Source organism: Streptomyces fragilis, from assembly GCF_003112515.1.
Classification (GTDB): Bacteria; Actinomycetota; Actinomycetes; order Streptomycetales; family Streptomycetaceae; genus Streptomyces; species Streptomyces fragilis.
Genome location: NZ_BEVZ01000015.1, coordinates 11,574 through 37,222 on the forward strand (window position 1 = coordinate 11,574; position 25,649 = coordinate 37,222).

The 25,649-nt window shown below is 72.1% G+C and carries 24 protein-coding genes; 11 read left to right on the forward strand and 13 right to left on the reverse strand.

The annotated features are described in order from the left end of the window. Positions 1-931 precede the first annotated feature (931 nt). Positions 932-2,587 (forward strand): hypothetical protein, encoded by a 1,656-nt coding sequence (locus Sfr03f_RS30465; RefSeq protein ID WP_159105768.1) that lies wholly within the window; start codon positions 932-934, stop codon positions 2,585-2,587. 806 nt (positions 2,588-3,393) lie between these two features. Here Sfr03f_RS30465 and Sfr03f_RS29860 read toward each other — a convergent pair. Beyond that, a complete protein-coding gene (locus tag Sfr03f_RS29860) occupies positions 3,394-3,672 on the reverse strand; it encodes a hypothetical protein (protein ID WP_174721680.1) in 279 nt (92 codons plus the stop codon). Positions 3,673-4,136: 464 nt separating this feature from the next. Between Sfr03f_RS29860 and Sfr03f_RS31440 the strand changes: the two genes are divergently transcribed. The 3 genes from Sfr03f_RS31440 to Sfr03f_RS29875 all read left to right on the forward strand — a co-directional run bounded on the left by Sfr03f_RS31440 (position 4,137) and on the right by Sfr03f_RS29875 (position 5,368). Then, positions 4,137-4,391: a helix-turn-helix domain-containing protein gene (locus tag Sfr03f_RS31440; RefSeq protein WP_108957348.1), complete on the forward strand. Its 255-nt coding sequence runs from the start codon at positions 4,137-4,139 to the stop codon at positions 4,389-4,391. A gap of 68 nt (positions 4,392-4,459) precedes the next feature. Continuing rightward, complete coding sequence (locus tag Sfr03f_RS31585; protein WP_159105769.1) at positions 4,460-4,816, forward strand: IclR family transcriptional regulator domain-containing protein; 357 nt, start codon at positions 4,460-4,462, stop codon at positions 4,814-4,816. Between the two features lie 108 nt (positions 4,817-4,924). Continuing rightward, on the forward strand, positions 4,925-5,368 hold the full coding sequence (locus Sfr03f_RS29875) for a hypothetical protein (protein WP_245967840.1): 444 nt from the start codon (positions 4,925-4,927) through the stop codon (positions 5,366-5,368). Between the two features lie 412 nt (positions 5,369-5,780). Here the strand turns inward: Sfr03f_RS29875 and Sfr03f_RS31590 are convergent, their stop codons facing one another. Beyond that, positions 5,781-6,446 carry a Fic family protein gene (locus tag Sfr03f_RS31590; RefSeq protein ID WP_281262854.1) on the reverse strand — a complete coding sequence of 222 codons (666 nt, stop codon included), beginning with the start codon at positions 6,444-6,446 and terminating at the stop codon, positions 5,781-5,783. A gap of 16 nt (positions 6,447-6,462) precedes the next feature. Further along, the gene (locus Sfr03f_RS29885; RefSeq protein WP_245967842.1) at positions 6,463-7,032 is read right to left on the reverse strand and encodes a hypothetical protein; all 570 of its coding nucleotides are present in this window, start codon (positions 7,030-7,032) and stop codon (positions 6,463-6,465) included. Positions 7,033-7,847: 815 nt separating this feature from the next. Between Sfr03f_RS29885 and Sfr03f_RS29895 the strand changes: the two genes are divergently transcribed. Both Sfr03f_RS29895 and Sfr03f_RS29900 read left to right on the forward strand, forming a co-directional pair. After that, positions 7,848-8,888 carry a tetratricopeptide repeat protein gene (locus Sfr03f_RS29895; protein ID WP_108957353.1) on the forward strand — a complete coding sequence of 347 codons (1,041 nt, stop codon included), beginning with the start codon at positions 7,848-7,850 and terminating at the stop codon, positions 8,886-8,888. Between the two features lie 2 nt (positions 8,889-8,890). Beyond that, complete coding sequence (locus tag Sfr03f_RS29900; RefSeq protein ID WP_245967848.1) at positions 8,891-9,919, forward strand: polyprenyl synthetase family protein; 1,029 nt, start codon at positions 8,891-8,893, stop codon at positions 9,917-9,919. A gap of 1,219 nt (positions 9,920-11,138) precedes the next feature. Here Sfr03f_RS29900 and Sfr03f_RS29905 read toward each other — a convergent pair. The 3 genes from Sfr03f_RS29905 to Sfr03f_RS29915 form a co-directional block, all read right to left on the reverse strand. Then, entirely contained in the window at positions 11,139-12,029 is an 891-nt protein-coding gene (locus Sfr03f_RS29905; RefSeq protein WP_174721684.1) for a Vgb family protein, read from the reverse strand. Between the two features lie 14 nt (positions 12,030-12,043). Then, the gene (locus Sfr03f_RS29910) at positions 12,044-12,700 is read right to left on the reverse strand and encodes a CatB-related O-acetyltransferase (protein ID WP_108957355.1); all 657 of its coding nucleotides are present in this window, start codon (positions 12,698-12,700) and stop codon (positions 12,044-12,046) included. A gap of 350 nt (positions 12,701-13,050) precedes the next feature. Beyond that, positions 13,051-13,359, reverse strand: a complete 309-nt coding sequence (locus Sfr03f_RS29915; protein ID WP_159105770.1) for a hypothetical protein — start codon at positions 13,357-13,359, stop codon at positions 13,051-13,053. A gap of 213 nt (positions 13,360-13,572) precedes the next feature. On the opposite strand from Sfr03f_RS29915, the gene Sfr03f_RS29920 reads away from it, so the two are divergent. Further along, positions 13,573-14,145, forward strand: coding sequence for a YbaK/EbsC family protein (locus Sfr03f_RS29920; RefSeq protein WP_108957382.1), 573 nt, complete (start codon positions 13,573-13,575; stop codon positions 14,143-14,145). 257 nt (positions 14,146-14,402) lie between these two features. Continuing rightward, the gene (locus Sfr03f_RS29925; RefSeq protein WP_108957357.1) at positions 14,403-14,891 is read left to right on the forward strand and encodes an ATP-binding protein; all 489 of its coding nucleotides are present in this window, start codon (positions 14,403-14,405) and stop codon (positions 14,889-14,891) included. A gap of 147 nt (positions 14,892-15,038) precedes the next feature. Here Sfr03f_RS29925 and Sfr03f_RS29930 read toward each other — a convergent pair whose 3' ends face one another. Next, on the reverse strand, positions 15,039-15,353 hold the full coding sequence (locus Sfr03f_RS29930) for a hypothetical protein (protein WP_108957358.1): 315 nt from the start codon (positions 15,351-15,353) through the stop codon (positions 15,039-15,041). A 224-nt stretch (positions 15,354-15,577) separates the two neighbouring features. Then, complete coding sequence (locus tag Sfr03f_RS29935) at positions 15,578-16,756, reverse strand: pyridoxal phosphate-dependent decarboxylase family protein (RefSeq protein WP_218028193.1); 1,179 nt, start codon at positions 16,754-16,756, stop codon at positions 15,578-15,580. Positions 16,757-17,355: 599 nt separating this feature from the next. Here Sfr03f_RS29935 and Sfr03f_RS29945 point away from each other — a divergent pair. Further along, entirely contained in the window at positions 17,356-18,837 is a 1,482-nt protein-coding gene (locus Sfr03f_RS29945; RefSeq protein ID WP_108957360.1) for a SulP family inorganic anion transporter, read from the forward strand. Positions 18,838-19,317: 480 nt separating this feature from the next. Further along, the gene (locus Sfr03f_RS29950) at positions 19,318-19,887 is read left to right on the forward strand and encodes a hypothetical protein (RefSeq protein ID WP_108957361.1); all 570 of its coding nucleotides are present in this window, start codon (positions 19,318-19,320) and stop codon (positions 19,885-19,887) included. A 55-nt stretch (positions 19,888-19,942) separates the two neighbouring features. Here Sfr03f_RS29950 and Sfr03f_RS29955 read toward each other — a convergent pair whose 3' ends face one another. The 5 genes from Sfr03f_RS29955 to Sfr03f_RS30470 form a co-directional block, all read right to left on the reverse strand. Continuing rightward, positions 19,943-20,803 (reverse strand): LamG domain-containing protein, encoded by an 861-nt coding sequence (locus tag Sfr03f_RS29955; protein ID WP_108957362.1) that lies wholly within the window; start codon positions 20,801-20,803, stop codon positions 19,943-19,945. A gap of 185 nt (positions 20,804-20,988) precedes the next feature. Continuing rightward, on the reverse strand, positions 20,989-21,300 hold the full coding sequence (locus tag Sfr03f_RS30885; RefSeq protein WP_176586665.1) for a GrpB family protein: 312 nt from the start codon (positions 21,298-21,300) through the stop codon (positions 20,989-20,991). Continuing rightward, complete coding sequence (locus tag Sfr03f_RS30890; RefSeq protein ID WP_176586664.1) at positions 21,273-21,557, reverse strand: hypothetical protein; 285 nt, start codon at positions 21,555-21,557, stop codon at positions 21,273-21,275. Before Sfr03f_RS30890 ends, Sfr03f_RS30885 begins: the two co-directional genes overlap by 28 nt. Before the next feature lie 214 nt (positions 21,558-21,771). Beyond that, positions 21,772-22,947, reverse strand: a complete 1,176-nt coding sequence (locus tag Sfr03f_RS29965) for an acyl-CoA dehydrogenase family protein (RefSeq protein ID WP_108957364.1) — start codon at positions 22,945-22,947, stop codon at positions 21,772-21,774. Positions 22,948-22,960: 13 nt separating this feature from the next. After that, entirely contained in the window at positions 22,961-24,154 is a 1,194-nt protein-coding gene (locus Sfr03f_RS30470) for an acyl-CoA dehydrogenase family protein (RefSeq protein ID WP_159105771.1), read from the reverse strand. A 331-nt stretch (positions 24,155-24,485) separates the two neighbouring features. On the opposite strand from Sfr03f_RS30470, the gene Sfr03f_RS29980 reads away from it, so the two are divergent. Further along, a complete protein-coding gene (locus tag Sfr03f_RS29980) occupies positions 24,486-25,640 on the forward strand; it encodes a hydroxymethylglutaryl-CoA lyase-like TIM-barrel protein (protein ID WP_108957365.1) in 1,155 nt (384 codons plus the stop codon). Positions 25,641-25,649: the final 9 nt, after the last annotated feature.

Consider the following 25,649-nt stretch of genomic DNA (forward strand, 5'->3'; position numbering starts at 1 on the left):
GGGTCCTTGTCGGCTCCCTGGCCGCCCGCGGGCGTGGTCCCGCCGCTTTCGCGCGCCGCGGTCAGGCGTACCGGTCCTGGTGTGCCGCATGTACAGGCTCGCCCGGGCGAGCCGGGGCTGCGGCACGCGGTTTGCGCCTCTTCCCTTCCGGCGAGGGGTGCCCTGCGGGCGGACCGGGGTGTGGCCCTCCGCCCGTCTCGGGTGGCCGCGAGGGTGCCGGCTGTGCGGTCGTTGTCGGTGGTGGCGCGGGTGTACGGGTATCCGCCGGATCACAACGCCGGGTGGGAGTGGATGCTGCGGCCGCTGGCCGAGCGCGGCCACCGGGTGGGACGGCCTTCGCAGGTGAGGCCCGCCTCGTGACGGCTCGCCCACCGTCGGCCGGCCGCGGGCCTCCACCCTGCGCTGGGTGAGACGGATGTTCGACGACGGCCGCAGACCGTTGCGCGCCGGCGGCGGGACGGCCGGGGACGCCGGTGCCGCCGGCACCGGTGGACGCGCCCATGGTCGCCGGGCCAGATCCGGGAGAAGACCTCTGGCGGCACCCGAGGTGGTACTGCCGCAACCCGGCACACCGCCACCGACGACGCAGGCTCGCGTGGGAAGGACGCTGTGCCCTGACCGCTGCCGCGTCAGGACAACAGCGGCGGCGGTCCAACGTCCGGGTGAGGCGCAGCACTTTGGTGCATCCAGAAGACCCCCGGCCGCGGCATTTGGTGTGCCGTCGTCGAGGCACCGGCAGGAACTCGCGGGCACGACGACAAACGCGTCCGGCGTGCCGTCGCCACGTATGCCGATCGCGAAACAGGCGAAAGGAGGCAAAACCCCGCGGGCTGTCGCCTCCCGCGGTGCGTGCGGCCGGCGTCCCTGACGGAACCCGCCCGATGCAACCGGCCACGACCACAGCCGAAGATCTCAAGGAAAGGACAGCACCATGGCCACGGAGACCATCGCTCCCGGATCCGCCTCAGCGGAGGCCGTCGAGCCCTCCACAGCTCCCACGGCGGACGAGAGCCCGGGCATCGGGCACCGCATCGAGCGGTTCAACCACACCGGCGCAGTGCAGAAGTTCATCGTCCCGCCCGGTGTCACCAAGATCGACGCCCGCTGCTGGGGAGGCGGCGGCAAGGACAGGCGAGGCGGAGGGGGCGGGTTCGCTGCCGGGGACATCGCGGTCCAGCCGGGGGAGACCCTGCTGGTCGTCGTCGACATGGGAGGCGGAGTGGGCGGCGGAGGTATGAGCGGCCTGTACAGCCAGCGGCTGGGACAACCACTTCTGATCGCCGGAGGCGGTGGGGAGGGCTGGAACCACGTCGCGGGTGGGGCAGGTGGCGGCACGCATGGCTCCGACGGAACGGCGGAGACGAAAGACCGCAATTGGACAGCGGCGAAGGGTGCCTCGGGGACCATTGGTGGCGACGGCGCGGTCCACCGCGACGTAAAGGCGTTCGGGGGCCCGGGCGGTAGCACCGGCGAGAACGGCAACCCCGGCTTCCCTTTGAGGTATGCGGGCGAGGTGCCGATCCCGGGCATGGGCGGAGGCGGTGGCGGAGGCGACGCCGCCGGCGGCGGAGGCTGGGCGGGTGGAGGCGGCGGCCTCGCAATCGGAACCCGATTTCTCTGCGGTGGAGCCGGGGGCAGCAGTTTCGTGGAAGGCCCCGGCGTCACCAACGGGCGCACCCTGGCCGGTGCGGGCACGCAGGCGGGCGGCAAGGGCGACCCCTTCTACCAGACTGGCATCGGTGACGCCAAAGGCCGCGGACAAGTGGTGCTGCAGTGGACGGACCTCACTCTCACTGTCACACAAGGCGGACCGCCCGACGAACCAGTCACGCAGGGCGGCGACAAGGCGGCATATCCCGGAGTCCGCGTTGCATCGACCGCTGCGCTGGGGCCGCTGACGGTGACGGTCACCCTGCCGCCTGACCGCCACCTGCTCTGGGGCACGCAGGCCCAGGCCGACTACCAGCTGACCGTGCAGCACCCCGACAAGACGCAAGTCCCGTATCCCGGTGTGCTGTCGGGTGACGGTGGCTCGCTCACCTTCACCGACGTCCACCTGCGACTGCCCGGCACCACGATCATGTGGGTGGCGGTGAGCGCCGACCACGACTCTCCGATCGGCTCCGCTCACCTGACTTTCGACGTCTCAGGAAAGACGTCGCCCTCCACACGGATCGTCGTCAACCCGGCCTTCACCGTCTCGCCGAGCGGCGACCCGGTGATCCTGCAAAGGGGCGGGGGTGAAAAGTACCCCGGCGTCAAGGTAGGCAACAACGGAGCCCGCAACGTACCCCTGCAGACGATCAGCGCAGTGCTCCCCCAGGCAGGGCTCCGCTTCGGCGGGCCGCACGGGCCCGACCACCAGCTGACCGTCATGGTCAACGGCACGAATCGCGTCTACATGGGGACGATCTCCGCCGACGGAAGCACTCTGACCTTCACAGACGTCGACCTGGCCGTCGGCGCCGAGAAAACCGTCATGTTCGTCTGCGTCAGCGCCACCGAGGATGCGCTCACCGGCCCCACCAACGTAGCCTTCACCGTGGGCAACCAGGCCTCCCCCTCCAACATGATGACCGTCACCTGACGGACGGGGTTCCTCCCCTCCGGCAGGGCACGCTGCACCGAACCCGTCGGCGGCACAGGCATGAGTGACGGGCGACGACGCCGATGAGGCGACCGCCGCGCTGGAGGCCCTGCGCTCGAGCGTCCCTGCACCGCCCTACCCGCAGGAAGCCCGACCTAGGCAGCTTCGTTCGGATCACCGTGCTGACCAGAGGAAGATGACGTGCGGCTCCGCGGCTGCGTCCCAGGCGTCGTTCTGGGCGGTGCTGCTGACCATGTCCGGCGCGGACAGCGATCGGCCTGCGTCCGAGGGGCCGCGTCCGCCTTCGGCGGGCTGTGGTCATGCGGTGGTCGCCCGACACCAGGCAGCGCTACTTCGACAGCCGTCATGCTCTTCGTGAAGAGGTGGACGCCCTTGCTCTGCGAGCCGTTGAGGATCCGGACCGGCATCTGGCCGAACTGGTCCGCCTGCATCGGGTTCTCACTGTCCGCTCCGCCGTTTACTGGGAGCACCGCACCCATCTGTTCGTGGAGCGGGTGGGCTCCCTCCCTGTTCGACGACGGAGTGGGCCTGGCCCGTCGGCTGTCTCGGCATGACCCGGTGGAGGGTCCGCGAACACTGGCGAGGATCCTGATCGACCGATCGAGCTTCCGTACCGCTGCCGGCGGTTTCAGGGCGGCCCTCGATGACTTCCGCCAAGCCCTGAGCCACCTGGGGGAGGCCAATTGACCCGAGTCGGCCGGCGTCCGCCCCGGGACTCGTGCGCACAAGCAGCTCGCGCCGGGCTGAAGAGAGATCGGCCATTCCGCGACTTCCGATAGCCCGGGTTACCGGTAGCGCAGGCCGAGCCGTGGCGGATCGAGGCGGTCGTCCAGCCGACCGGTTTCGGTCGACGTGCCCGGCGGGGCCAGCGCGGTGACGGTGAGGCCGGCCACCGTCAGCAGGGGGACGAAAACAGCGCCCGGCAGCGTCGCCAGAAGAATGACGGCCATGCCTGGGAGCGGGGCGAGCAGGGGGAGCCATCCCGCCGCGTGCAGGGTCCCCAGCAGGGCCAGGTGGCGCGGGGCGGTGGCGGGGTGGTGGCGGGCGAACAGGGCGCCGCTCACCAGTCCTGCCGCGGAGAGGGCCACGGCAGCAGACCGGCAATCCAGGGGGGTCTTGATCTCCCCGGCCGCGGCCCTCTCCTCCCCCACAGTGGTGCGAGGACCGTCGGAACGAGGCCTGCGAGTCCTGTGTCCGCGGGTGAACCGGTCAGGCCGTGGATCTGCATCGGCGTGGTCGCCGCCGTGAACTGAGTACCCGATGTGGTGATCGCATCCGCGAGTCGCAGTCTGCGGAGGTCCTTGTGCCGTAGCGGCTCGGTGTCCGTGAAGAGCGGAAGCAGTCTTCGGGCGTCCCGGGTGTGTGCGGGGCGACATGCCGGAATGGTTTCGCCCGGCACGGCGGTCCGGGGAACATGGTCCCGGACGTTGAGGGCCGCGCCGTTATGGGGGGACGCGGCCGGGACACGCCATCGGGGGATGTCATGGACACAGCTGTACGTACACGAACGGCGGACAGAGGACGCGGAGTGCTGGAGGGGGCGTTCGCGCTGCTGGAAGCCCTGCGGCAGCACGGTGACGAGGCAGGGGTGACCGAACTGGCGGTGGCTTGCGCGGTGCCCAAGAGCACGGCTCACCGGCTGCTGGAGCAGTTGGTGGCCCTGGGGGCCGTGGAGCGCCGAGGCGCGCGCTACCGGCTGGGTGCACAGCTCTACCGGCTCGGCCAGGCGTGGCAGCCGCACCCGGGACTGCGCATGCGGGACGCCTGCCGCTGCACCGGCTGAGAGCCGTCACCGGCGGCAGTGCGGTGCTGGCGGTGATGCACGAGGAGCGGGCTCTGACGGTTTGCTCGGTGCCCGGGCGGACGGAGCCGCTGGTGCCGGTCCGCAACGGCGAGGCGTTCTCGCTGGACACGGCGTTGGGCAAAGCGCTGCGGGGCCCGGTGCGCGGCGGCGCCGTCCTGGACCGGGAGGATGTGGTGGCCGGGGTCTGTTGCGCCGCGCTGCCGGTGCGGCTCGCGACGGGAGCCGTGGTGGGGGCGGTGGCCGTGATGGTCGAGGCCGGCCAGCGGCTGGAGGTGATGGCGGACCGGGTCGCGGAGACAGCCGCCGCCGTCACCCGTGCCTTGGGCCGGTCCGGGATCGATGCGTCCGTGAGGGCGTCCGGCCGCGTTCCGCTCAGTGGGACGCGCGTAGATGTGAGGCGGTGACGGCGGGCAGGGTGGATGTGTGCCGGGGGATGGCACGGGCCTCGCGGGACAAGGCGGGGCCACCACACCGTTCAAGGGGGGAACCAACCAATGCGTGCAATCGCGCGAGTGGCCACGGCCGCTCTGCTCTCGCTGGGCAGCGTCGCCGGATTCGCCACGGCGGCCCAGGCCGAGCCGATCGACTACGTCCGCATCGAACTGCTGGAGCTGACCTGTCACCAGCAGAGCGAGGGCGATCACGACGAGGCCTACCTGAAGGTCACCGACGCCAACGGAAACGCCGTCAAGGTGTGGCCGGGGAGCCTCAAGTACCAGACGATGGGCCCGGGTTACGTCCGGTCGATGACCGATGGCAACGGCAACGCGGCCCTCGTCCTCGGCAAGCAGCAGGCGCGCACCATGACGCTGTGGGACGACGACACGACCAGCAGCGACGACAAGCTGGGTGCGACGCTGGTGACGGGCAGTGAGGCGGGCGCCGAGATCCAGTACCGCTCGCTCGAGGGGTCCGGTGGCGTCTACACCATCGCCTACCGCGTCATCGACATCTGACGGTCCCGGCGCCCTCGCGTCGACGGCCGCCGGGCGGGTGCTCGCCATCCGCCCGGCGCCGGACGCGTGCCTCATCAGCGGGCGAGCAGCTGTCGAACAGCTCCGCGAACGCGCTGGGATTCCCGGCCCGTGCCCGGGTGTGCGTATCGGTGCTCACTTCTGCCAGCTGTGCGGAACTGGTCCGTGGTGACGGGAGGTGCCGGCTCCACCACACGGTGAACGGGTATCTCTCCTCACGGGGTCGCACGGGTACTCGTCCGGCGTGTGGTCTGGTGACCGACGCGGTGGGTGCGGCACCAGCAATGGCCGGGCGTCCTCCAGGTCGAGGGCGTGGAGGTGCCGGCTGCGTATCTCGACGCGATGGCCGACTGCGGCGCCCGGGGCGCGTCGAAGGGGCTCGAGCGTGCGCGATTTACGTGCGCTCGTCGCGGTGGAGCTGGTCAGGAGGCTCGAGAGGGGAGGTGCTGCCGTGGTGAGGGGGCCTGGTGGCCCGTTGACGGGTCGAGCGGATGAGGACGAGGACCAGGGCGGCCAGGTCTGCCGCCCCGACGGCGTCGTCCGCAAGGCGGGTGGTCTGCAAGGGGCCGACCTGGTCCAGCCGGACGCCTTCCAGCTCCAGGACGTAGCCGAGGGTGAGCATGGCAAGGCGGGCGTTGCCGTCCGCGAAGGGGTGGAAGAAGGCGACGTCCAGGTAGGCCCTGGCTGCGCGTGAGGCCAGGGGGACCCGTGGGTCGGTGCTGTCGCGCAGGCAGCGCTCGAAGTCGCGCTGGGTGTGCGGCGTCAGGGCGTAGCGTTCCCGGCCGCCTTTGGCGAAGGCGTCGCCTCGTCGGAAGCGCACGTCAGGCCGGCCAAGGATTAGCCGCTGCCATCCGGTCAGAAGTGCGCAGGTGAGGGGGCGTCTGCGGGAGGCGTCTGTGCGTGACTGAGTCAGGGCCGCGAGCAGTCGGTGGCCTCGATCGACGTCCGGGGAGCGGTTTCCTTCCCTGCACCAGGTGGTGAGGCCGTCCACGAGGGGTTCGACGGGGGCCGGTGCCGCGCCGGCCGCGGAAGTCCAGTCGGCCTGGTTCCTGGCCTGCATCCAGGCGGCCAAGGCGTCAGCGCTCACGGTAGGGCCGCACTCCGGTCAGGTCGACGGCGAGGTCCTCTCCCACCACGTCGATCAGGGTCCGTGACGGCGCGGTCCAGCTCGTGAACCGCCCGCCGATCGCGGTGTCGACCGCGCTCTTCGCGTCTTCCGCCTCCATGCCCGTGGAGGAGAGGAACCAGGTCAGCACCGTGTGGCAGAGTCCGTACCAGCCGCATTCGGCACCCGTGCGGTCCATGACCACGGTCACGAGTCGGGTGGCCGCTCGTTCCAGGTGCCAGCTGCGATCCTCGGCATCCGCGCCGTCGGGCGGGGTCAACTGCTCGAACCGCTCCGCCAACTCCTCCAGCCAGTCGCGCCACTCCAGCAGCGACGCGACCACGTCGGCGGCCGTTGCCGCGGGCCGGCCTACGGAGTGGGAGACACAGCACCAGCGGGTGACGACCCCACTTCCACCGCCCTCGCCGACCGCCCAGTGCCATCCGCAGGCCCACCGGCCGTATCGGGCGGCCAGAAGCGCCGTGACCTCGGTGGTGAAGCGGTGTTTGTCCATCCATGCGGCCTCGCCCGAAGGCACCATCGAGGCGATCGTCGTGGTGAGCGAAGATGCCTCCGCCTCGTCCCAGGCGAAGGCGTTGCGGTCGGGGTCGACGGCGGGCCAGGGCAGCCGGGCCGGAGCAAGCTCGTGGTCGATGGCCGTGGTGTTCCTCCAGGCTGGGTGGGTCAGGCGACCGGGTGATCATGCCAAAGGCTTCCCGTCTCGTCACGCGAGTTCGTGGCGCGCCCGTCTGCTGCCAGGGAGTGCGGTACGACGCCATCCGGCCATCTGGACCGCCCGATACGACGTTCGACTGGCGTCTGCGGTTGGTGCGTACGCGCTTGCCGACCGGCGGTGGGTCTCTGGGAAGCCCGAGTTGGCCGTGAGCGCGTACAGCGCGATGAGGAAGGTGAAGGGCAGAGGGCAGGGAGGGGTGTCGGGACAGCCCGCCGGGCAGTACCCCCTGCCGACCGGCCATGAGGTCGTGGTCACTCTGGCGTTCGGCAGCGGTGGGACGAGCCGGGCAGCCGAGCTCTTCGTGCTGTTGGGGCGGTGCGGCCGCGTCGTCGGCAGCGGGACGGCGAGCGGTGCCGACGTGGGACGGTGGGCGGTGGGTCTCCTCGCCGGCGGAGGAGGCCCGCCGTCCGGCTGGAGTGGTGTGTTCGGTGTCGTCGGGCTTTTTCGTCGGTCGGTGGAGGCAACCGCGGACCGGGTTTCTCCGTCTTATGGGACGACGAACGGGCCGTAGCCCTCTCTCCCTTCCCTCAGCAGAAGGGCTGACGGCCGCCGGACTATACACCCAAGGTATACGCGATGTGTATACAGGGGGGTCCGGGCCACCGAACGGAAAGGTTTTGATGTACGGCAAGGCATTCGCCCCGGAGTACCAGGGCGCCCTCACCACCCTGTCCGTCAACGCACCGCTGGCGGACGTGCTCGCGGCCGGCATCGAGCAGATGCAGGAGGCCGTGCGGGCCGGACGGACCGCCGAGGCGGCGCGCACGGGCCTGGCGGTCGCCGAGGCGCACCGGCGCCTGGGGCAGGTAGGAGAGGCCGAGCGGGCCTGGAAGGCGAGTTACCGCACGGCCCGGGAGGCCGCCGACCTGGCGGGCATGGCCTGGGCGCTGTGGAGCGGCGGCACCCTGGCCCGCCAGCGAGGCGCGTTCCCGCTGGCCCGCCGGCTGCTCGCGCTCGCCGCCGGGCTCGGTGAGCAGGCGGGGGACGTCGTCGTCCGCGGGTACTCGCTGGCGGGTCTCGCCGAGACGGGCCGCATCCAGGGGGACTACGAGGCGGTGGGCCGGCTGCACGAGCAGCTGCTCGACGAGGCCCGCAGGCGCGGGGAGGCCCGCCACACCGTCTGGGCGCTGGAGGGCATCGCCCAGATGCGGCGCAACACCGGCCAGTACGACAGCGCTTACGAACTGTTCGCCGAGGCGGCCGAGATATCCGCCCGCGCCGACGACCGGCGCGGGCACGCCTGGGCCCTGCGCGGCCTCGCCGACGTCGTCTCCGTGCGCGACGGCGACACCGGGCGGGCCCTGTCCCTGCTGTCGCAGGCCGAGGCCACGTGCAGGGAGATGAAACTGAAGAGCGCTCTCGCCTACAACCTCAAGATGCGGGGCAACGTCCTCTACCGCGCCGGGCGCTACGCCGAGGCGCGTGACCTGTACCGGGACGCGCTGGCGGAGTTCCGTGAGATGACCGAGCCGCGCGGTGAGACGCTGGCCCGGCTCGGGCTGGCCAAGGCACAGGCCCGACTGGGCTGTGACCGCGCCACGACGGCGGCCGAACTCGCCGAACTCGCCCGTGTGACCGAGCGGATCGGACTGCGGCACGCCCGGGAGATGGTCGCCCGGGCCCAGGCGGAGTTCGTCCCGGACGGGGAGGTCTGCGCGTGACGGTGACGGCCGTACCGGCGGCACCGGCGACGCCGGCCCGGACCGTCGACCGGTGCGCGCGGTTGACCCGGCCGGCGTTGCGGGAGGCCGTCGGCCGGCTGCACCCCTGGGTCGGTGAGATGGCCGCCTACTCCTTCGGCTGGTGCGACGTGGGCGGCGCCCCGGTCACCGCCCCCGGCGGCAAGGGCCTACGGCAGGCCCTGGCCGTGCTCGGTGCGGAGATCGCCGGAGCGCCCCCGCAGACAGGGGTGCCCGCCGCCGTCGCGGTGGAACTGGTGCACGCCTTCTCGCTCCTGCACGACGACATCATGGACGGCGACCCGGTGCGGCGGAGTCGTCCCGCCGTCTGGCGGGCGTACGGGACCGGCCCCGCCGTCCTCGCCGGCGACGCCCTCTTCGCGCTGGCCGTCGACACCCTCGCCACGTCCGGCGGCGGGATCGAGGGCGTACGGCTGCTGTCGGCGGCGCTGGGCGACCTGGTGCGCGGACAGGCCGACGACCTGCTGTTCGCGGGGCGCCCGTGGACCGGGCCACGCCGTGTGCGGAGCACGGAGTACCGGCACATGGCCGAGGGCAAGACCGGTGCGCTGCTGGGCTGTTCGCTGGCCCTGGGGGCGCTGGTCGCCGGCGCGTCCCCCGCCGTGGTGGCCGGCCTCGACCGGGCCGGCCGGCAGGCGGGGGTCGCCTTCCAGATCGCGGACGACGTGCTGGGCACGTGGGGCGATCCCGCCGTCACCGGCAAGCCGGTGCACGGGGACCTGCGCGAGCGGAAGAAGACCCTGCCGGTGGTGTCCGCCCTGGAGAGCGGTCGGCCCGCCGCCCGTCGTCTCGCCGCCCTGCTCGAAGCGGACGGGGACGTGGCCAGAGCGGCGGAGCTGGCCGAGGAGGCGGGCGGACGCGCGGCGGCGCTCGCCGTGGCGCGGCGGTGCAGGGCCTCGGCGCTGTCGGAGCTCGACCGGATCCGGGCTCCCGCCCGGCCGGCCCGCGAGCTGCGGGCGTTGCTGGACGGTGTGGTGGTGCGCAGCCAGTGACAAGGTTCGGGGCCCGGGCGGCGGGCCCCGACGCTCGTCCGGCGATCGGGGTCCGCTGCTCCGGCGCCGGGCGCGGCAGCCGCAGGTGACCTCCTGGCCCTCGCTCCCAGGGGAGCGGGGGCCTTGTGGGTCCGGTTGTCTCCGGCGTCGGCGGGTGCGTGGACGTTGTCGGTCGGGGCGTAGCGGTGGAACTCCGGTTCCGGGTGCGGCCGGGCGGTGGCCGCGGGAGACGGTGGCTCCGGTGGCGGTGGGGAGCGGGTGGTCGACGGCCGGGAACCGGCTCTGTCCGTCCGGGCGAGGACCGCCGCGCAGGGCGCGCAGGGCGCGCCGCCGACGACGCCGGCCGCACCGCCCGTGGTAGCCCCACGGGTCCACGCCTGCGTGCCAGCCGATCGGGGGCGGCCGGGTGCAGGCGACCTGGGTGCGGGTGCGGCTCGGCTCCGGGGGCCTGCGGTCTGCGGTCTGCGGTCTGCGGTCTGCGGTCTGCGGGATGGTGCGTGTGGTCGCCGCCTGTCGGAGCCGGGCCCGTGGCGAAGGCGTCTTGCAGCCGGGCCCGGTCCGGCCGGGGACGCCGCAGCCTGCGGCGTGTCGGCCGGCAGTGACCCGGCCGGCGCCCGGTGCTTGCGGCCCGCCCGCGCGCTCATTCGGTTCATCGCCGCCCTGAGGCTCCGCTGCCGGCGAAGAGGCCCGCGGGGCGTTCGTCATCGCTCGCAGCGGGATCCGCGACGTCAGGTCCGGGGTGCAGTGACGTGCGCGGTCGGTGAGCGCCGGCCGTGCCTCGGTGGTGAGGGGCGGGGCCTGTTCGGTTTCGGCGACGACCGCGTCGAGGCAGGTGGCGCCGTCGTCGGTGTCCGGGCCCTGGAGTTCGCGCACGGTGGTCCTCAACAGCCCGGTGCCGGCGGCGAGCTCGCGCCGGACAACGGCGGGGTCGCCGGGCAGGTCATGCGACCTTCGAGCAGCGCGAACACGGCGTGGTCGCCGCGTCGTGAGGCTTTTCGCGGGCTGCTACCCGATCGCGTTCCGGCCGTCCGGCGAGATCCCCCACGTTCTGCGTCAGCTGCCTGGCCATCTGGCACGGCCTGGCCTGGCCTGGGCATTGACGGCCTGCGGTCACAGGTCACCCGCCCTGCCTGGCCCGCGGCGGGCCAGGCGGGGCGGGTCGTCTCCGGCCGCCGTGCGGGTGGTCGCTGCCGGCGATGCGAGGAGGGGGGCAGTCTGCTCAGGTGGTGCTGTGTGCCGGGGTGATGCGGGCGAGTGCGCCGATCTCCAGTGCGGTCCACACGGCGCCGTCGGGGCCGATGGCGATGCCGTGGGGTTCACAGCGGGGGGTGGGCAGGTCGTGGACGGTGACGGAGCCGTCGGGGGTGATCGCGCCGACGCGGTTGCCTCCCCATTCGGTGAACCACGCGGTGCCCTGTCCGTCGACGGTGACGGCGTGCGGCCGGGCGGTGCGGTCGGGCAGAGGGAACTCGGTGATCTGCCCGTCGGGGGTGATCCGGCCGATCTGTCCGGCGGCGATCTCGACGAACCACAGTGCTCCGTCGTGGCCTGCGGCGATTCCCACCGGTGCTGCCGCCTCGGTCGGCAGGGGGTGGAGGGTGACGGCGCCGTCCATGCCGATCCGGCCGATGGCGTTGGCCTGGTTGAGGGTGAACCACATGCCGCCGTCGCTGGCGGCGGTGATCGCGGAGGGGAACGCGCCCGCGACGGGGAGAGGGAACTCGGTGATGTGGCCGTCGGCGGTGATGCGGCCGATGCGGTCGGCGGCGGTCTCGGTGAACCACAGGGCGCCGTCGGGTGCCGGCGCGATACCGAACGGCCCACAGCCGGGCGTGGGCAGGTCGAACTCGTCGATGACGCCGTCGGTGGTGATCCGCCCGATCCGGTCCGCCCTGTACTCGGTGAACCACAGGGCGCCGTCGGGGCCGCGGGTGATGACGGTCGGTCCGCTGTCGGGGTCGAGCCGGTGGCTCGTCGGCTCCTGGCCGGGGACGAGCCGGCCGATCCGGCCGCTGTGGACGAGGGTGAACCACAGGGCGCCGTCCGGGCCCGTGGTGAGGGCGTAGGGTCCGGCCGCACTGTCGGCCACCGGATGTTCTTCGACGATCACTCGGGGCGCTCGGGTCACAGGGGCTTCTCCAGGGCGTGCTCGCGGGCGATGCGGGCGATGTCGGCCGGTGTTCCGGCCATGATGGTGCGGGCGTGTTCGGTGACGAGGTCCGCGGGCCAGTCCCACCACGCGGCGCGCAACAGCCGCTCGATGCCGGCGTCGTCGAAGCGCTGCCGGATCGGCCTGGCCGGGTTGCCGCCGACGATCGTGTACGGCGGGACGTCGGCGGTGACCACTGTGCCGGCCGCGACGACGGCGCCGTCTGCGATCCTTACGCCGGGCATGACCATCGCCCCGTAACCGAGCCAGACGTCGTTGCCGACGACCGTGTCACAGCGACTGGGGATGGCGGTGACGATGTCCAGCGTCTGCTCGGCCCACCGGCCGCCGAACATCGTGAACGGGTAGGTGGACACCCCCGTCATCGGATGCTCGGCGCCTGCCATCAGGAAGGTGGTTCCCGTGGCGAGCGCGCAGTACCTGCCGATGACCAGGCGCTCGGGTCCGTAGGCGTAGGAGGAGTTGCGGCGCTCGAACTGCGTGGCGCCGTCGGGATCGTCGTCATACGTGTACTCGCCCACGGCGATGTTCGGCGAGGTGACCGAGGGCTTGAGGAACACCACCCTCTCGTGCGCGGGTAAGGGATGAAGGGTGGCCGGATCGGGCGACAAGGTGCTTCTCCTCGGGGAGGGGTGTGTCCAGTGTGCGGCGGAGGTGGGCCGGACGCCGGCATGATGATCTCGCAGGCCACCGGCATCGAACAGATTTTTTCGAGCAACGGCCGGCCGCGCTGGGCATCAACGCCGATGAGGGCCCTCCGCCCCAGCGGTCGACCGCGCCGACGGCACCGGGACGGATGAGCCGGCGCGGCCGCAGTAACGCACCCGGGCTGACGCCGCCGGAGGCGACGGGAGCCTGGACGGGTTGACCATGGCGACAGGCCCCCAGCGCCGCGTCGCCCTGGGCCGCCGAGGAGAGTGCGGGGGCCGCTGCAGGGCTGGCCTGCAGCCGGGGTGAGCAGTCAGGAGGCCCGGCGGACGCGTACGTGGCCCCTGGTCCGGTCCACCACCACTGCGTAACCGGCCTGGGTGAGGATCTCCTGGAGCGCCCGTCGCAGAGCGGTGCGGATGCCCTCGTACTCGGCATCGACTCTGCCCGCGGGATCCAGTTCGTCCGCCGGGATCCAGCTCACGGTCACCGTGCCGTGCTCCTGCCCGACCCTCAGGCCTGTCGCCTGTCCGCTCCTGGCCGATGCGATATCGAATCCGGCGCGGGTCAGGGTGCGGCAGACGTCGGCTAACAGGTCCTGCACGAAAGCTTCATCGTTCACATACGGAAGCTACACAGTCGATCTACGGCGTCCGGAGGCAGGGGGAGGCAGGGGCAGACCCGGGCCGGCTTCGTGCGGCTCGCCGCAGCCCGGCATCCGCACCGGTTTGCCGCCGTGTCCGCCGGCGACGCCTTCCTCCACCTCGTCGCGAGTTTCGGCGAGGAGCTGCCGATCGTGCGCGTCTGGTTCCTGGCGCTTCGCTACAGTGCGGTCATGACCAGTGACCTGCGCCCGCCGTTCGGGAACTTCGAGGTTGTCCACCTGGCGCTGGAGGCCGGTGATCTTCTGTCACCGCCGGTGGCCGATGCCTTGAAGAACTGGGACGCGCGGGAAGCGGCCGAGTCGGTGCTGTACGTCGACACCGACCCGGACAAGGCTGACACGGCGGTCTTCTGCGAGACCTACGACGCGCCCCTGGATGCCTCCGCCAACTGCGTGGTGGTGGCCGCCAAGCGTGGCGGAGAGACGGCCCTGGCCGCCTGCCTGGGGCTCGCGCACACCCGGATCGACGTGAACAAGGCCGTGCGCAAGCACCTGGGTGCCCGCAAGGTGTCGTTCGCCGCGATGGACACGGCCGTGGCCGAGACCGGCATGGAGTACGGCGGCATCACCCCCATCGGCCTCCCTGGCGCCTGGCCCCTCCTGATCGACGAGGCGGTCGCCGCGGCCTCGTACGTCCTGATCGGCAGCGGACGACGCCGGGGCAAGCTGATCCTGCCCGGCAGCGCACTGGCACAGCTGCCCGGCGCCGAGGTACTCCCCGACCTCTGCACGACCGCGCCGTAGCGGGCGAACTGTGTCTGTCGCACTCGCCGCCGTCCCCTCCCCTACCCCGCGCGTGCTGCGCATGGCCGGCCTCGACCAGATCTTCTCCGTCCACCCCGACGGCGACGCCGCCCGCCGCACAGCCTTGAGATGCGAGGAGCGGGGGGGTGCGTCGAGAGGCGGCATCGGGCGGGCCCGCGGTGTGTGCCCTCGGCTCCTGGGTACGCGACAGAGGCGCAACCCCCCACTGAACGGCGAGCATTCTGAGAGAAGCCGACATGGTCGTTCCGCTGAGCAAGCACACGACAGACGGTACGGGCGAGAAGACCCCGCTGCGTTACGCCGCGATCTGGGCAGAAGGTGCGGCGCGGGCCGCGGATGCCCGTCGAGCCGTGCGCACCTTTCTCACCCACGCCCCGCGAACCGGCCACCCGGCGGTACCGCCCGCTGTGGCCATGGACGCCGAACTGGCCACGAGCGAGTTGGTCACCAATGCCATCCGGCACGCTCCGGGCACCTGCGGGATGACCCTGCGGATGTCCGAGCAGGAGCTGACGATCACCGTATGGGACAGCTCCACCGAGCAGCCGACGCCGCCGGAGGCCGACCCGCGCCGTGTCGGCGGTCACGGCCTGCACCTGGTCCAGAGCGTCAGCGAGAAAGTCGTCGTCGCCCTGCGCGCCACCGGGAAGCTGATCACCGCCCACCTGCCCGTGGCACCGCTGGGCGGCGGTGGTCCTGCGTTCCCGTCGGCCGTCCCGCATTGAACCTGGCAGCGCTGGTTCCGGGGAGACGACGCCCGGACCAGGGCGGCGGCGGGGCCCCCTCGTCGCCGGCGTGGTGATTGCATTCGGCACGTCGGCGGGCGGAGGGGCCCTGTCGGTTGCGTCACCTGCCGTGTCCGACGTTCCTGGTCAGAAGATCGGCGTATGCGCTTCGATGTCGGCGAGTCCTTCTTCCATGGTCAGCGACGGCAGCACGTGCACGCGATTCCAGTGGGGGAGGCGGGCCTCCACCAGGAAGCGGTCGACATTCTCGGCCTTGTCGGACCGTACGACCATGACGACCACGTGCTCACGGTTGACGAAGGGACCGGCCACGATGTCGACGCCTGTCTGCTGGGCGAGGTCCGGCATGTGGGGAGCGGTCTGGAACATCAGGTCGCGCGTCGCCGCGTTGGCGGTCGGGCAGATTTCCGGGTCATGGGTCGCGAGCAGGACAAAATGCATCTCACGGCTCCCTTGTCGCTAGGGGCCCGTTGATTCCATGCTAAATCGCCCTGGAAGTGCTCCGTGAGAGCGGCGAAGAGGACGAGCACCGTGGACCTGTCCCGGTGGCGGCGCCGGCGGGCGACCGTGGCTCGTTCCCGTCCGGGCGGCTCTCGCGACCGGCCAAGGCGTTGCCGCTGCGGGTTCTCGGCCATGGTGCGGCACACATCGCTGCGCGCACCTTGTCATCCCGCCTGGGTGCGGGGTCCGGCGCCTTGGTGTGCGAGGGATTCCCGTGCCAGGGCGGCGCCCAGTTCCTCCGCGACGTCCAGGACCTGCCTCACCGCTTGTGGTGTGGTGCGGAAGTTGACGAAGCAGGTGCGCAGGCAGATGCGGCCGTCGACGACGGCGGAGGCGAGGTACACCCGGCCATCGGCTTGCAGGGCCCGTGCGAGACGGTCGTTGTGAGCGTCGAGGTGGGTGTCGTCCATCCCTGGGACGACGTGCCGGAAGCAGACCGTCGACAGTGTCGGTTCGTGCAGGAGGGCGAAAGAGGAATGCCCGCGGACCTGGTCGGCGAGCAGTGCCGCGTGGGCCAGCGTCGATTCGATCCATGAGCGGATCCTGTCTGCGCCGTGCACCCGCATCGTCAGCCACAGGCGCAGTGAGCGCAGGGGGCGTGAGTACTCGAAGGTGCGCTCCACCGGATTGCCGCCGTCCTCCTCGTGCGGCATGTAGTGCTCCTGGTGTCCGAACGCCGCCCTGAGCGGACCGCGCCGCCGCAGCAGCAGGACGCTGCATCCCTTCTGCACACCGAGCCACTTGTGCGCGTCGACGGTGACGGAGTCGGCCCGCTCGAGCCCGTGGAAGAGGTGCGAGGCCGTGCGCGTGGCGGCGGCGGGCACCCCGTACGCGCCGTCGACGTGCAGCCACACCCCCTGTCGCCCGCACACGTCGGCGACGGCGGCGAGCGGATCGACGGCGCCGGTCAGCGTGGTGCCGGCGGTGGCGACGACGGCGACCGGGGTGTGGCCTGCCGCCCGGTCTCTCGCGAGAGCTCGGTGGAGGGCGTCCGCGCGCATGCGGTGTCGTGCGTCGACCGGGATGCGGCGCAGCGCCCGCCGACCGAGCCCGGCTGCCTCCACCGCGCGCACCACCGAGTGATGCGCCTCGGCGGAGCAGTAGACGGTGCCCCGCCGGCCGGCGACGCCTTGTTCCCGGACGCCCGGCAACGACTGCTCCCGGGCCGCGAGCAGCGCGGTGAAGTTGGAGGTCTGGCCGCCACTGGTGAAGTGGCCTTCCGCCGCGGGATAGCCCACGAATTCGGCCAGCCAGCGCACGGCCTGCTCGTCCAGCAGATCGGCGGCCCCGGTGACACCCGCGAGGTTCACGTCGTAGGCCGCGGCCAGTGCGGAGGCGATCACTCCCGTTTCCAGGGGCCGGGTCGCGTCTGCGGTCGTCGTCGGGAACGCCGTGGCGATTTCCTGCGGTCGGCTGTCGGCCGAAACGTGTTTGTGTGGCCGGCATTCGCCGCGCGGCTCTCGGTGGTGTGCTGTTTTCTTCCGGGGCGGCGCGCATTCGGGCCAGTTCTGCTCGCCTTTTCGGCCTCTCTTCGTTCGGTGACTCGCACTTGCTCTTGCTGAAATTTTTGCCTACTTAGCTTATTTTTGACTATTTGTTGATCGATATCCGATGATAAAAAAGATAGCGAGCTGCCTGAAATGCAGAGGTGCATGCTCATGCGGCGCGTCGTCGCCGTGACGTTCCGCGTGACGGTTCGGCTCTCGGTCTTCGCGTGTCCGGCGACCCCGGTATCGGGGCGCGGCAGAAGGAGTCATCACGCCATGCAGCCCTTCATCGACAACGCCCGCGACTTCGGACGATGCCCTGAGGAGTGCGCTCGTGCCGCCGAAGGACGGTCCTCCGACGAGGCCGCCGTGACCGCCGCCGGCGTCGTGCACGGGCACCATGCCGGCTCTGCCGCGTTCCGGTCACTCCGGTCGCTCCGGGGGGACACGTGAGGATGCTGTCGGGGTTTCCTTTCCTGAGGCAGGACTTCCTCGCCTCCGTCGTCGTCTTCCTGGTGGCCGTGCCCTTGTGTGTCGGCGTGGCGGTCGCCTCCGGTGTCCCGGCCGAACTGGGGCTGGTCACCGGCATCGTGGGGGGCCTGGTCACCGGGCTGATGCCGGGCAGCAGCCTCCAGGTGTCGGGCCCGGCCGCGGGCCTGACCGTCATCGTCTTCGAGGCGGTCGACGAGTTCGGCGTGGGTGCGCTCGGAGTGATCGTGTTCATGGCCGGCCTGCTCCAGCTCGCCATGGGCTGGCTGCGGATCGGCCGCTGGTTCCGGGCGATATCCGTCTCCGTCGTCGAGGGCATGCTCTGCGGCATCGGCCTGGTGATCATCGCCGGACAGATCTATGCGGCGGCAGGCCTGAGGGCGCCGGCGACCGGCCTCGGAAAAATCACGGGCCTGCCGAAGGCGTTCGCCGACATGCTGGGCGACACCGCGGCGATGGTCTCGTTCCTCGTCGGCGCGGGCACCGTCGCGGTCGTCGTGCTGTGGAAGAGGGCCCCCGGGCGGGTGCGGTCCGTGCCCGGCGCCCTCGCGGCGGTGGCCCTGGCCACGGCGGCCACCGCCGTACTCGAACTGCCGGTGGCCACCGTGCAGGTGGAGGGGCTGCTCGGTGTCGTCCAGCCGCCCGGGGCCGAGGCGTTCGGGCTACTGGCCGGCCCGGCCCTGTGGGGCACCGTCGTGGCGTTCGCGCTGATCGCCTCGGCGGAGAGTCTGTTCAGCGCGGCAGCGGTGGACCGGCTGCACGGCGGCCCGCGCACCCAGTACAACAAGGAGATGGTCGCCCAGGGCGCGGGCAACACGGTCTGCGGTCTGCTCGGCGCGCTGCCGATGACCGCGGTGATCGTCCGCAGCTCCGCCAACGTCGCGGCGGGCGCCAGGACCAGGGCCTCCCGAGTGCTGCACGGCGTGTGGCTGCTGCTGTTCGCCGCGGCGATGCCGTGGGCCCTGGCTCTGATCCCCGTCCCCGCCCTGGCCGGCGTTCTGGTGCACGCGGGCTGGAAGCTGATCCCGTTCCGCCAGATCGCGTCCCTGTGGAACGGTCACCGGGGGGAGGCGCTGATCCTCGTGGTGACCGCCGTGTCGATCGTCGTGGTCAACATGTTCGAAGGCGTTCTGATCGGTCTGGGCCTGGCCGTGGCCAAGACCGCCTGGGAGGCGTCGCACCTCAGGACGGAGCTCGTGGACAAGGGTGCGGGGCTCGTCCAGGTCCGCCTGTCGGGCAACGCGACCTTCCTGCGGCTGCCGAAGATCCTCGACAGTCTGGAGGCCCTCCCCCAGGACCGCCCCGTCGAGCTCGACCTTTCCGGTCTGCACCACCTCGACCACGCCTGCCGCACGGCCCTCGAGCACTGGGCCGAGCGGCACAGTGCGACCGGTACGGAACCCGTGAGGGTCACAGCGGCAGGCAAGCCGGCCACGGCGCGCACCTGAGGCGGACCGGCAGCCGGGCGGTGCCGGGTCCGCTGCCCGGGTGAGACGGGCGCCCGGCCGGCCAGGGCGCCGCGGCGGGCCCGGGCGGCACCGGAGCGGGTCGCCGCCGGGGCCGGTGAGCCGGGCGGCCCAGGTGAGCGCCGGGTCGAAGGCGCCCCGGGCGGCGGGTCCTGGTCGGCGGCCACTCGCAGTGGATGTCGACGCCGCCGCCGTCCGCCCAGTAGCAGGAGGTGCAGGTGCGGGTTCCCCCGTCGGGCAACTGGTCGGTGACGACGTCGCAGTCCCTCGTCGCCCGGGGGTTCGGCCGGCCGCTGCCACGGGATGTGCGAGCGTGCCTGGACGGGAGCGGTGCTGCCTGGTCGGCGTCGCGGGCTGCACCCATCTGGACGGCTGTGATGGCGGGGACCGCGGAGGATGGGGAGGGTGAAAGGTGCTGTCCATGTCGGCCCAGCCCCTCTTCCACACCGAAGGAGCTCCGCTATGTCTGAACGCAACACCGCCGTCCGCAGTCTGCACGATCTCGGCCTGGCGGCCTGGTTCGGTGGCTCGCTGATGGGGGCGGTCGGCCTCAACGGTGCAGCCGAGGACGAAGGCGGGACGGACGCGGCCCGGGACCGGATCTCGTCGTCCGGGTGGGCGAAGTGGGTCCCGGTCAACGCCGCCGCGATCGGCGCGCACCTGTTCGGTGGCGGCGGTCTGCTGGCCGTGAACGCGCACCGGGTCGCCACCCAGCAGGGTGTGGCCGCCTCCACCACGGCCAAGACCGTCGTCACCGCCGCGGCCCTGGTGGCCACCGCCTATGCCCGCGTCCTGGGCAAGAAGGTCGAGCTCGCCTCCTCCACCGACCCCGGTGACGCGGAGAAGGCGGCCAAGCACCCGATCGACCTGGAGAAGGCGCGGCGGCAGTTGCACCTGGCGCAGTGGGCGGTGCCGGCGCTGACCGGATGCCTCGTGGTGCTCAACGCCCTGCACGGCGAACAGCAGCGCCCCGCCGAGCAGATCCCCGGCATGTGGGAGCGGGCCCTGTCGGCGACCCACCTGAAGGCGTAAGGCCCCGCGCCGCCGGACGGTGCCGGCCGGCGGCGCCCTTGGGCCCGGGTTGTGCTCAGGTGCCGGGGACCACGGTCGGCACGTCGAAGAAGCTGACCGACAGCTTGCGGACCTGGTCCTCGCTCAGCGCTCCCTGGAAGATCCAGACGTCGTCCACCAGCCCGCTGAAGTAGGAACCGGCGTGGGCGCCGGTGCCGCTGCGGCCCACCTGGAAGGAGGTCGCCGGGAAGGGGGTCACCTCGTCGGCCCACGGCTGGAAGTCCGGGCAGGCGGCGTCGTCCGGGATGCCGTCGCCGTCGTCGTCGGGGCAGGTCGGCTCCAGCAGGGTTCCGTCGACGTACAGGCGGGCCTGCTTCGTGGTGCCGTCGTAGGCCACCGCGAGGTGCGTCCAGTCGAGGGCGTTCGACAGCTGGGGGGTGTCGAGGACGACCGTCCTGGCGCCGGCCATGTCCTGCTCGGCGATGGACAGCCGCCAGGCGCCCAGGCCGCCGGCGGGATACCGCTCGTCGGGCACGAACGCGACCTGCACGGCCGCGCGGTCGCTTCCCTCGGCGCTGATCACCGTGACGGCTTCGGTGGGCGCCGTGGCCGCCTGGGCCCAGGCGGTCAGCGTGAAGCTGCCCGAGGTGTCGACGGGCATCGTCGCGGCCGTCGCGTGACCGGTGCCGTCCAGCGCCAGTCCGCCCGTGTCGACCTGCCAGGTCTGTGCCGGGACCGCTCCGCCGTGCAGGGTGAGCGCGTTGGCCGTGCCGGCCTCGTCCGGGACGGTGACCGGGTCGACGCCCTCGGTCGTCTCGAACGACCAGCGGGAGCTGACCTCCTGCTGCTGGGACTGCGCCGTCCGGCTGCCCTGCACTCCCGCCGCGGCCGCGGCTCCGGCCGGCATGGCCCCGCCGGTGGCGGCGAGCGCCAGCACCGTGGCCAGCGCCCCTGCCCTGCCCCATCGCCGGGCCCCACCCGTACCCGGTTCCGTACGCGGAACCGTTCCCCACCGTCTCATTCGCTTCCTCACCGGTCTCCGCGCCATGTTTTGAACGTGTTCAGACAACCATGGGGGCGGATTCTCCGCCACCGCATTGGCCGTTTCCCCGGGAGGCAGGGTCAGGCGTCGCTGGGGCCGGGGGCCCAGCCGGTGTCCTGGGCCCAGGCGTCGGCGCGTCGGACGATGTCCCGCACGAGGGCGTCCTTCGCCCGGACGTAGCCGCGACGGTCGTGGCGGAACAGGGCCGCGCAGTGCCGCTCGGCGGCCGCGTACTCGTTCGCGGCCGCCGGCCGGCAGCGGAGGTGGTCGCGCAAGAGCAGGGGGAACTGCTGGGAGAAGCTGCCCGGTTGCCGCACGTGCACGTGGGTGCGCCGCCCGCCCGGCGGTTCCCGGGGCCTGGGGGTCAGGGGGTGTCGCCGGTCCAGTCCCAGCGGTCGGGGGCCGCGGGGCGTGGGTGGTACAGGGACCGGCCGCCCGGGCCGAACTGCCCGAGTTCGGTGGCCAGGGCGATGCCGGTGCCGGTGTCGGCGCCGGTGTCGGCGGGTGTCCAGTGGGTGATGTCGAGCAGCAGGCCGTCCAGCGGGCCGCCGACGAGTTCGGCGTAGCGCCGGTCGGATCGCGGGCCGGGGTGGTCGTGGTCGGCGCCGTAGACCCGGCGGCGCGGCAGTTGCTCGTCATCACGGTCCATGCGCTCAGCCTGGCAGCCGCCGCTGACAACCGGGGGTGTGGACGTGGGGCGGCCGCCGGCGTGCGGGGGGCGGCCGGTGGGGTGGCCGTGGCGGGGCGGGCCCCCGCCCGCCCGCCGGTGTGGCGCTCCCCGCTGCCGTGTGCGGGGAGCGCCCGGTCGGGTCAGGTGGTGTTGCCGTGTCGTCGGGCGGGTGGGCGGGTTTCGGGGGTGGTGGTCACCCGGTGGTGAGGCCGTCGAGGCTGACGGGGTCGTGGGTGAGTCCTGTGGGGGTGAGCCAGTCGAAGGGGCGGTAGACGGCGGGGCCGAGGCCGAGGTGTTCGGCGATCTGTTCGCGCAGGCGGTTGGTGGCGAACGCTCCGATGACGTTCATCTGGGCGTCGCGGTAGTGGCGTTCGACCTCGTGGCCCTGGGTGACGCCGGTGGCGCCGTGTATCTGGACCGCGCGGGCGGTGACCTGGACGGACATTTCGGTGGCGTAGATCTTGAGCATGCCGATGAGGTCCCGGGCGGATGCGCCGGCGACGCGTTCCGCGGCGCCGCGGTGTGCGAGGAGGCGGGCGGCGTCGATGTGGGTGCGTGAGTCGGCGAGTTGTGCTTGTACGCCTTCCATGTGGGCCAGTGGCCGGCCGAAGGAGATGCGCCGGCGGGCGTGGCGGACGGAGGCGGTGAGGGCGGATTCGGCGGTGGCGACGGCGGCTATGGAGACCAGCAGCCATCCCCAGGTCATGCCTTCGGCGAGTTCGGTGAAGGGCAGGGGGATGACGTCGCTTTCGTCGATGTGGGCGTCGGTGTAGACGATGCCGCCCCAGGGCATGCCGCGCAGGCCCATGTGGGGGATGTCGTAGCGGCGGACGCCTGGTTGGTTGAGGTCGACGAAGGCCAGGCACCAGTCGGGGCCGGTGTCGTCGGCCGGTTTGTCGCGGCGGGCGAGGGTGACGGCCAGGTCGGCGTTGGGTGCGTTGGTGATGCGGGACTTCTCGCCGTTGACGGTGTAGCCGTTGCCGGTGGGCCGCACGGTGGTGCGGTAGGTGGCGGGGTCGCTGCCTGCGGCGGGTTCGACGATGGCGAAGGCTGCGAGCCGGTCGCCGGTGAGGAGGGGGCGGATCAGGCGGTGGTGGCGTTCGTCGCCGTAGGTGGAGATGAGTTTGGCGCACAGCAGGGCGGAAACGGTGGCGCTCCAGTAGGTGCCGGAGCAGGCCCGGGCGAGGGCTTCCATGGCCTGGACCTGTGTGGCGGCGTCGGCGCCGGTGCCGCCGAGGTGTGGCGGGTGGAAGAGGCGGAGGTAGCCGCTGTCCTTGAGGTCCTGCCAGTTCTCGGGGGGTATGGAGCCGGTGGCGTCGGTGCGGGCGGCGCGGGCGGCGATGCCGGGGAAGGTGTGGTGGGTGTTCATGTCGTGGTGGTCCTCACGGTCGGCCGGATCCGAGGAGCGAAGCTGCGATGACGGGGTGCAGGACGTCGGTGCCGCCGCCGGTGGAGGCGAAGAACAGGGCGTCGCGGTGGGCCCGTTCGACGAGGTGGTCGCCGTCCGCCGCTGCGGGGCCGATGAGGCGGGCGGCGTCCTGGGTGACGGCGCGGGCGGCGGTGACGGTGAACAGGCGGGCGGCGGCGGCGTCTCGTCGTGAGGGGCGGCCGTCGGCGTCGAACTGGGCGGCGGCGTGGTGCAGCAGGCCGGCGGCCAGTTCGCCGCGGGTGGCGATGTCGGCGAGGGCGAAGCGGGTGGACTGGCCGTGGGCGAGGGGGGTCCCGAACAGGGTGCGGGTGCCGGCGGCTGCAAGGGCGTCGTGGGTGAGGGCGCGCATGATGCCGAGCCAGGGGGCGCTGGTGAAGATCCAGTCGAGGGTGGCGAGCAGGGGTTCGGTCTCGGTCGCGGCGCCGCGGACGGTGCCGAGGACGGCGTCGGGCAGCACGAGGCAGTCGTCGAGCTGGAGGGTGGCCCAGGGGCAGGTGGGCATGGCGGCCTGGTCGGTGCTGTGGACGTGCAGCCGGGGGGTGTCGCGGTCGATGACGAAGGCGGTGCGTGTGGTGTCGTCGTGTTCGGCGATGACCAGGAAGTGGTGGGCCTGGGGGCCGAGGGCGACCAGGTCGGCCCGGCCGTGGAGGATCCAGCCGCCGGGACGCTCCGGGGCGGGCCGGGCGGTGATCGTGGGGGGCGAGGCGGTGCTCTGCGTCTGGCGCAGGGACAGGGCGCCGAGCCATTCGCCCGAGGCCATGCGGGGCAGGTAGCGCTCGCGCTGGGCGGTGGTGCCCAGGGCGCGCAGGGGCACGGTGGCCAGGGCGGTGTGCACGGTGAGGGCGAGGCCGAGGCCGGGGTCGCGTGATCCTTCGCCCAGTGTGTCGAGGATGTGGCAGGTCTGGGTGGCGGTCAGGCCCGCGCCGCCGAGGGACTGCGGGACGAGCAGGCCGGCGAGGTGGGGGCCGGTGGGGTCGCACAGCGCGGTGAGGAGGGTGTCGTCCCACTGGCGGCGCCGGTCCCGGTCGGCGGTGGTGGGGCGGGCGAGGCGGTGGGTGAGTTCCTGTGTCCGGTCGGCCAGTTCCTGGGCCGCTTTCGCGGACGGCGATGCGCCGTCAGGGCGCGCCGGGTGGTGCGGAAACACCATGGTTTCCTTCTCCCTTTTCTTGAAAGGGTGCCGCCGGCGGCGGCGCCCCGCACGTGAAAACGGACCTCGAAAACATATCCGGTCGGCCGTGGGGTGGTTGATTGTTTGACCGTGGGCAAGGAAATTTGAGACGGCCGTATACGCCTTCGCATTCCCACACATGTCTTGACAGACTTCTGACTTGGCGGCTGTTGCAGCTGGCCGGTGGCGTGCCACAGAATTCGTATCGGCTCGTTCGGCTCTCCGCGCCGGGTCCGTGTTCGGATGCGGATTCTGCGGGGAGTTCTGGTCCGGAAATTCTTTGTCCAGGCGCACACGCGGAGGTAGCGCAATGGCAGGCAACAGACCCGTCGGTGACATTCCTCAAGTGTTACCGTCCTTGTCGGACGCGACGTTGAGGGATTCCGCGCACATGGCCGGTGTGGAATTCGGGCCGCGGGACGCTGCAGTCATCGCGGACCTTCTGGTCAAGACGGGTGTGGAGCTGGTCGAGGTCGGCATGATCTCGGGGCCCGGCTCCAAGGACGCGGACCTGGTCCTCGCCACCCACGAGGCCATCGGTCCCGAGCGCAGCATGACCCTGGTGGTGGTCCGTGACCGGCAGCAGGTGGCCGCGGCCCTCGACGAGGCGGAACGGCTCGGCGTGCGGCACATCATGTACTCGATACCCACCTCCGAGCAGCACGCCGGCCTCAAGCTCGGTTCACCGAGCGCCAGGTTCCTGGAGGCGCTGGCCCGCTCGGCGATCACCCAGGCCAAGGAGCGGGGCTTCCACGTCACGTTCAGCGGTGAGGACGGCGCCCGCACGCCTCTGGAGCGGCTGGTTCCCTATGTCGCCGCGGGGTTCGCGGCGGGAGCCGACCGGTTCCGGCTGGCGGAGACCGTCGCCTTTCTGTCGCCCTGGCAGATGGAGGAGGTCATCGGCGCTCTGGCCGCGATCGACGGTTCCGAGATCGAGATCCACTCGCACAACATGCTGGGCATGGCGGTGGCGAACTCGCTGGCCGCGGTGCGCGCGGGCGCGCGGTGGATCTCCGCGACGGTCGGCGGCATCGGGGAGCGGGGCGGCAACGCGCCCCTGGCCGAGCTGCTGATGGCCCTGCGTGTGGTGCACGGAGACACCCGTTTCGACCTGTCGCACCTGACGCGGCTGTCCCGGGTGGCCCTGCGCGGCGCGGGGCTGGGCGAGGCGTTCCAGCCGGGTCCGACGTCGCCGCACGCGTTCGCCTACGAGCTGCCGGGCCAGCTGACCCATCCCGAGGCCTACGAGACGTTGCCGGCGGAAGTGGTGGGCAACTCGCGGGAGTTGCTGGTGCGGACGCGGCTGACCCCTGCTCTGGTGCGGTGGGCGCTCACCGACAGCGATGTGTCGGTGGACGTGGAGCCGTTCACCGCGTGGCTGATCGCACGGCAGGAGGCGACGGGCCGGCAGCTGCTGGACCGCGACGCGATCCGCAAGGCCGCCGTCGATTTCCAGGCCGTCTGACCGGCCCTG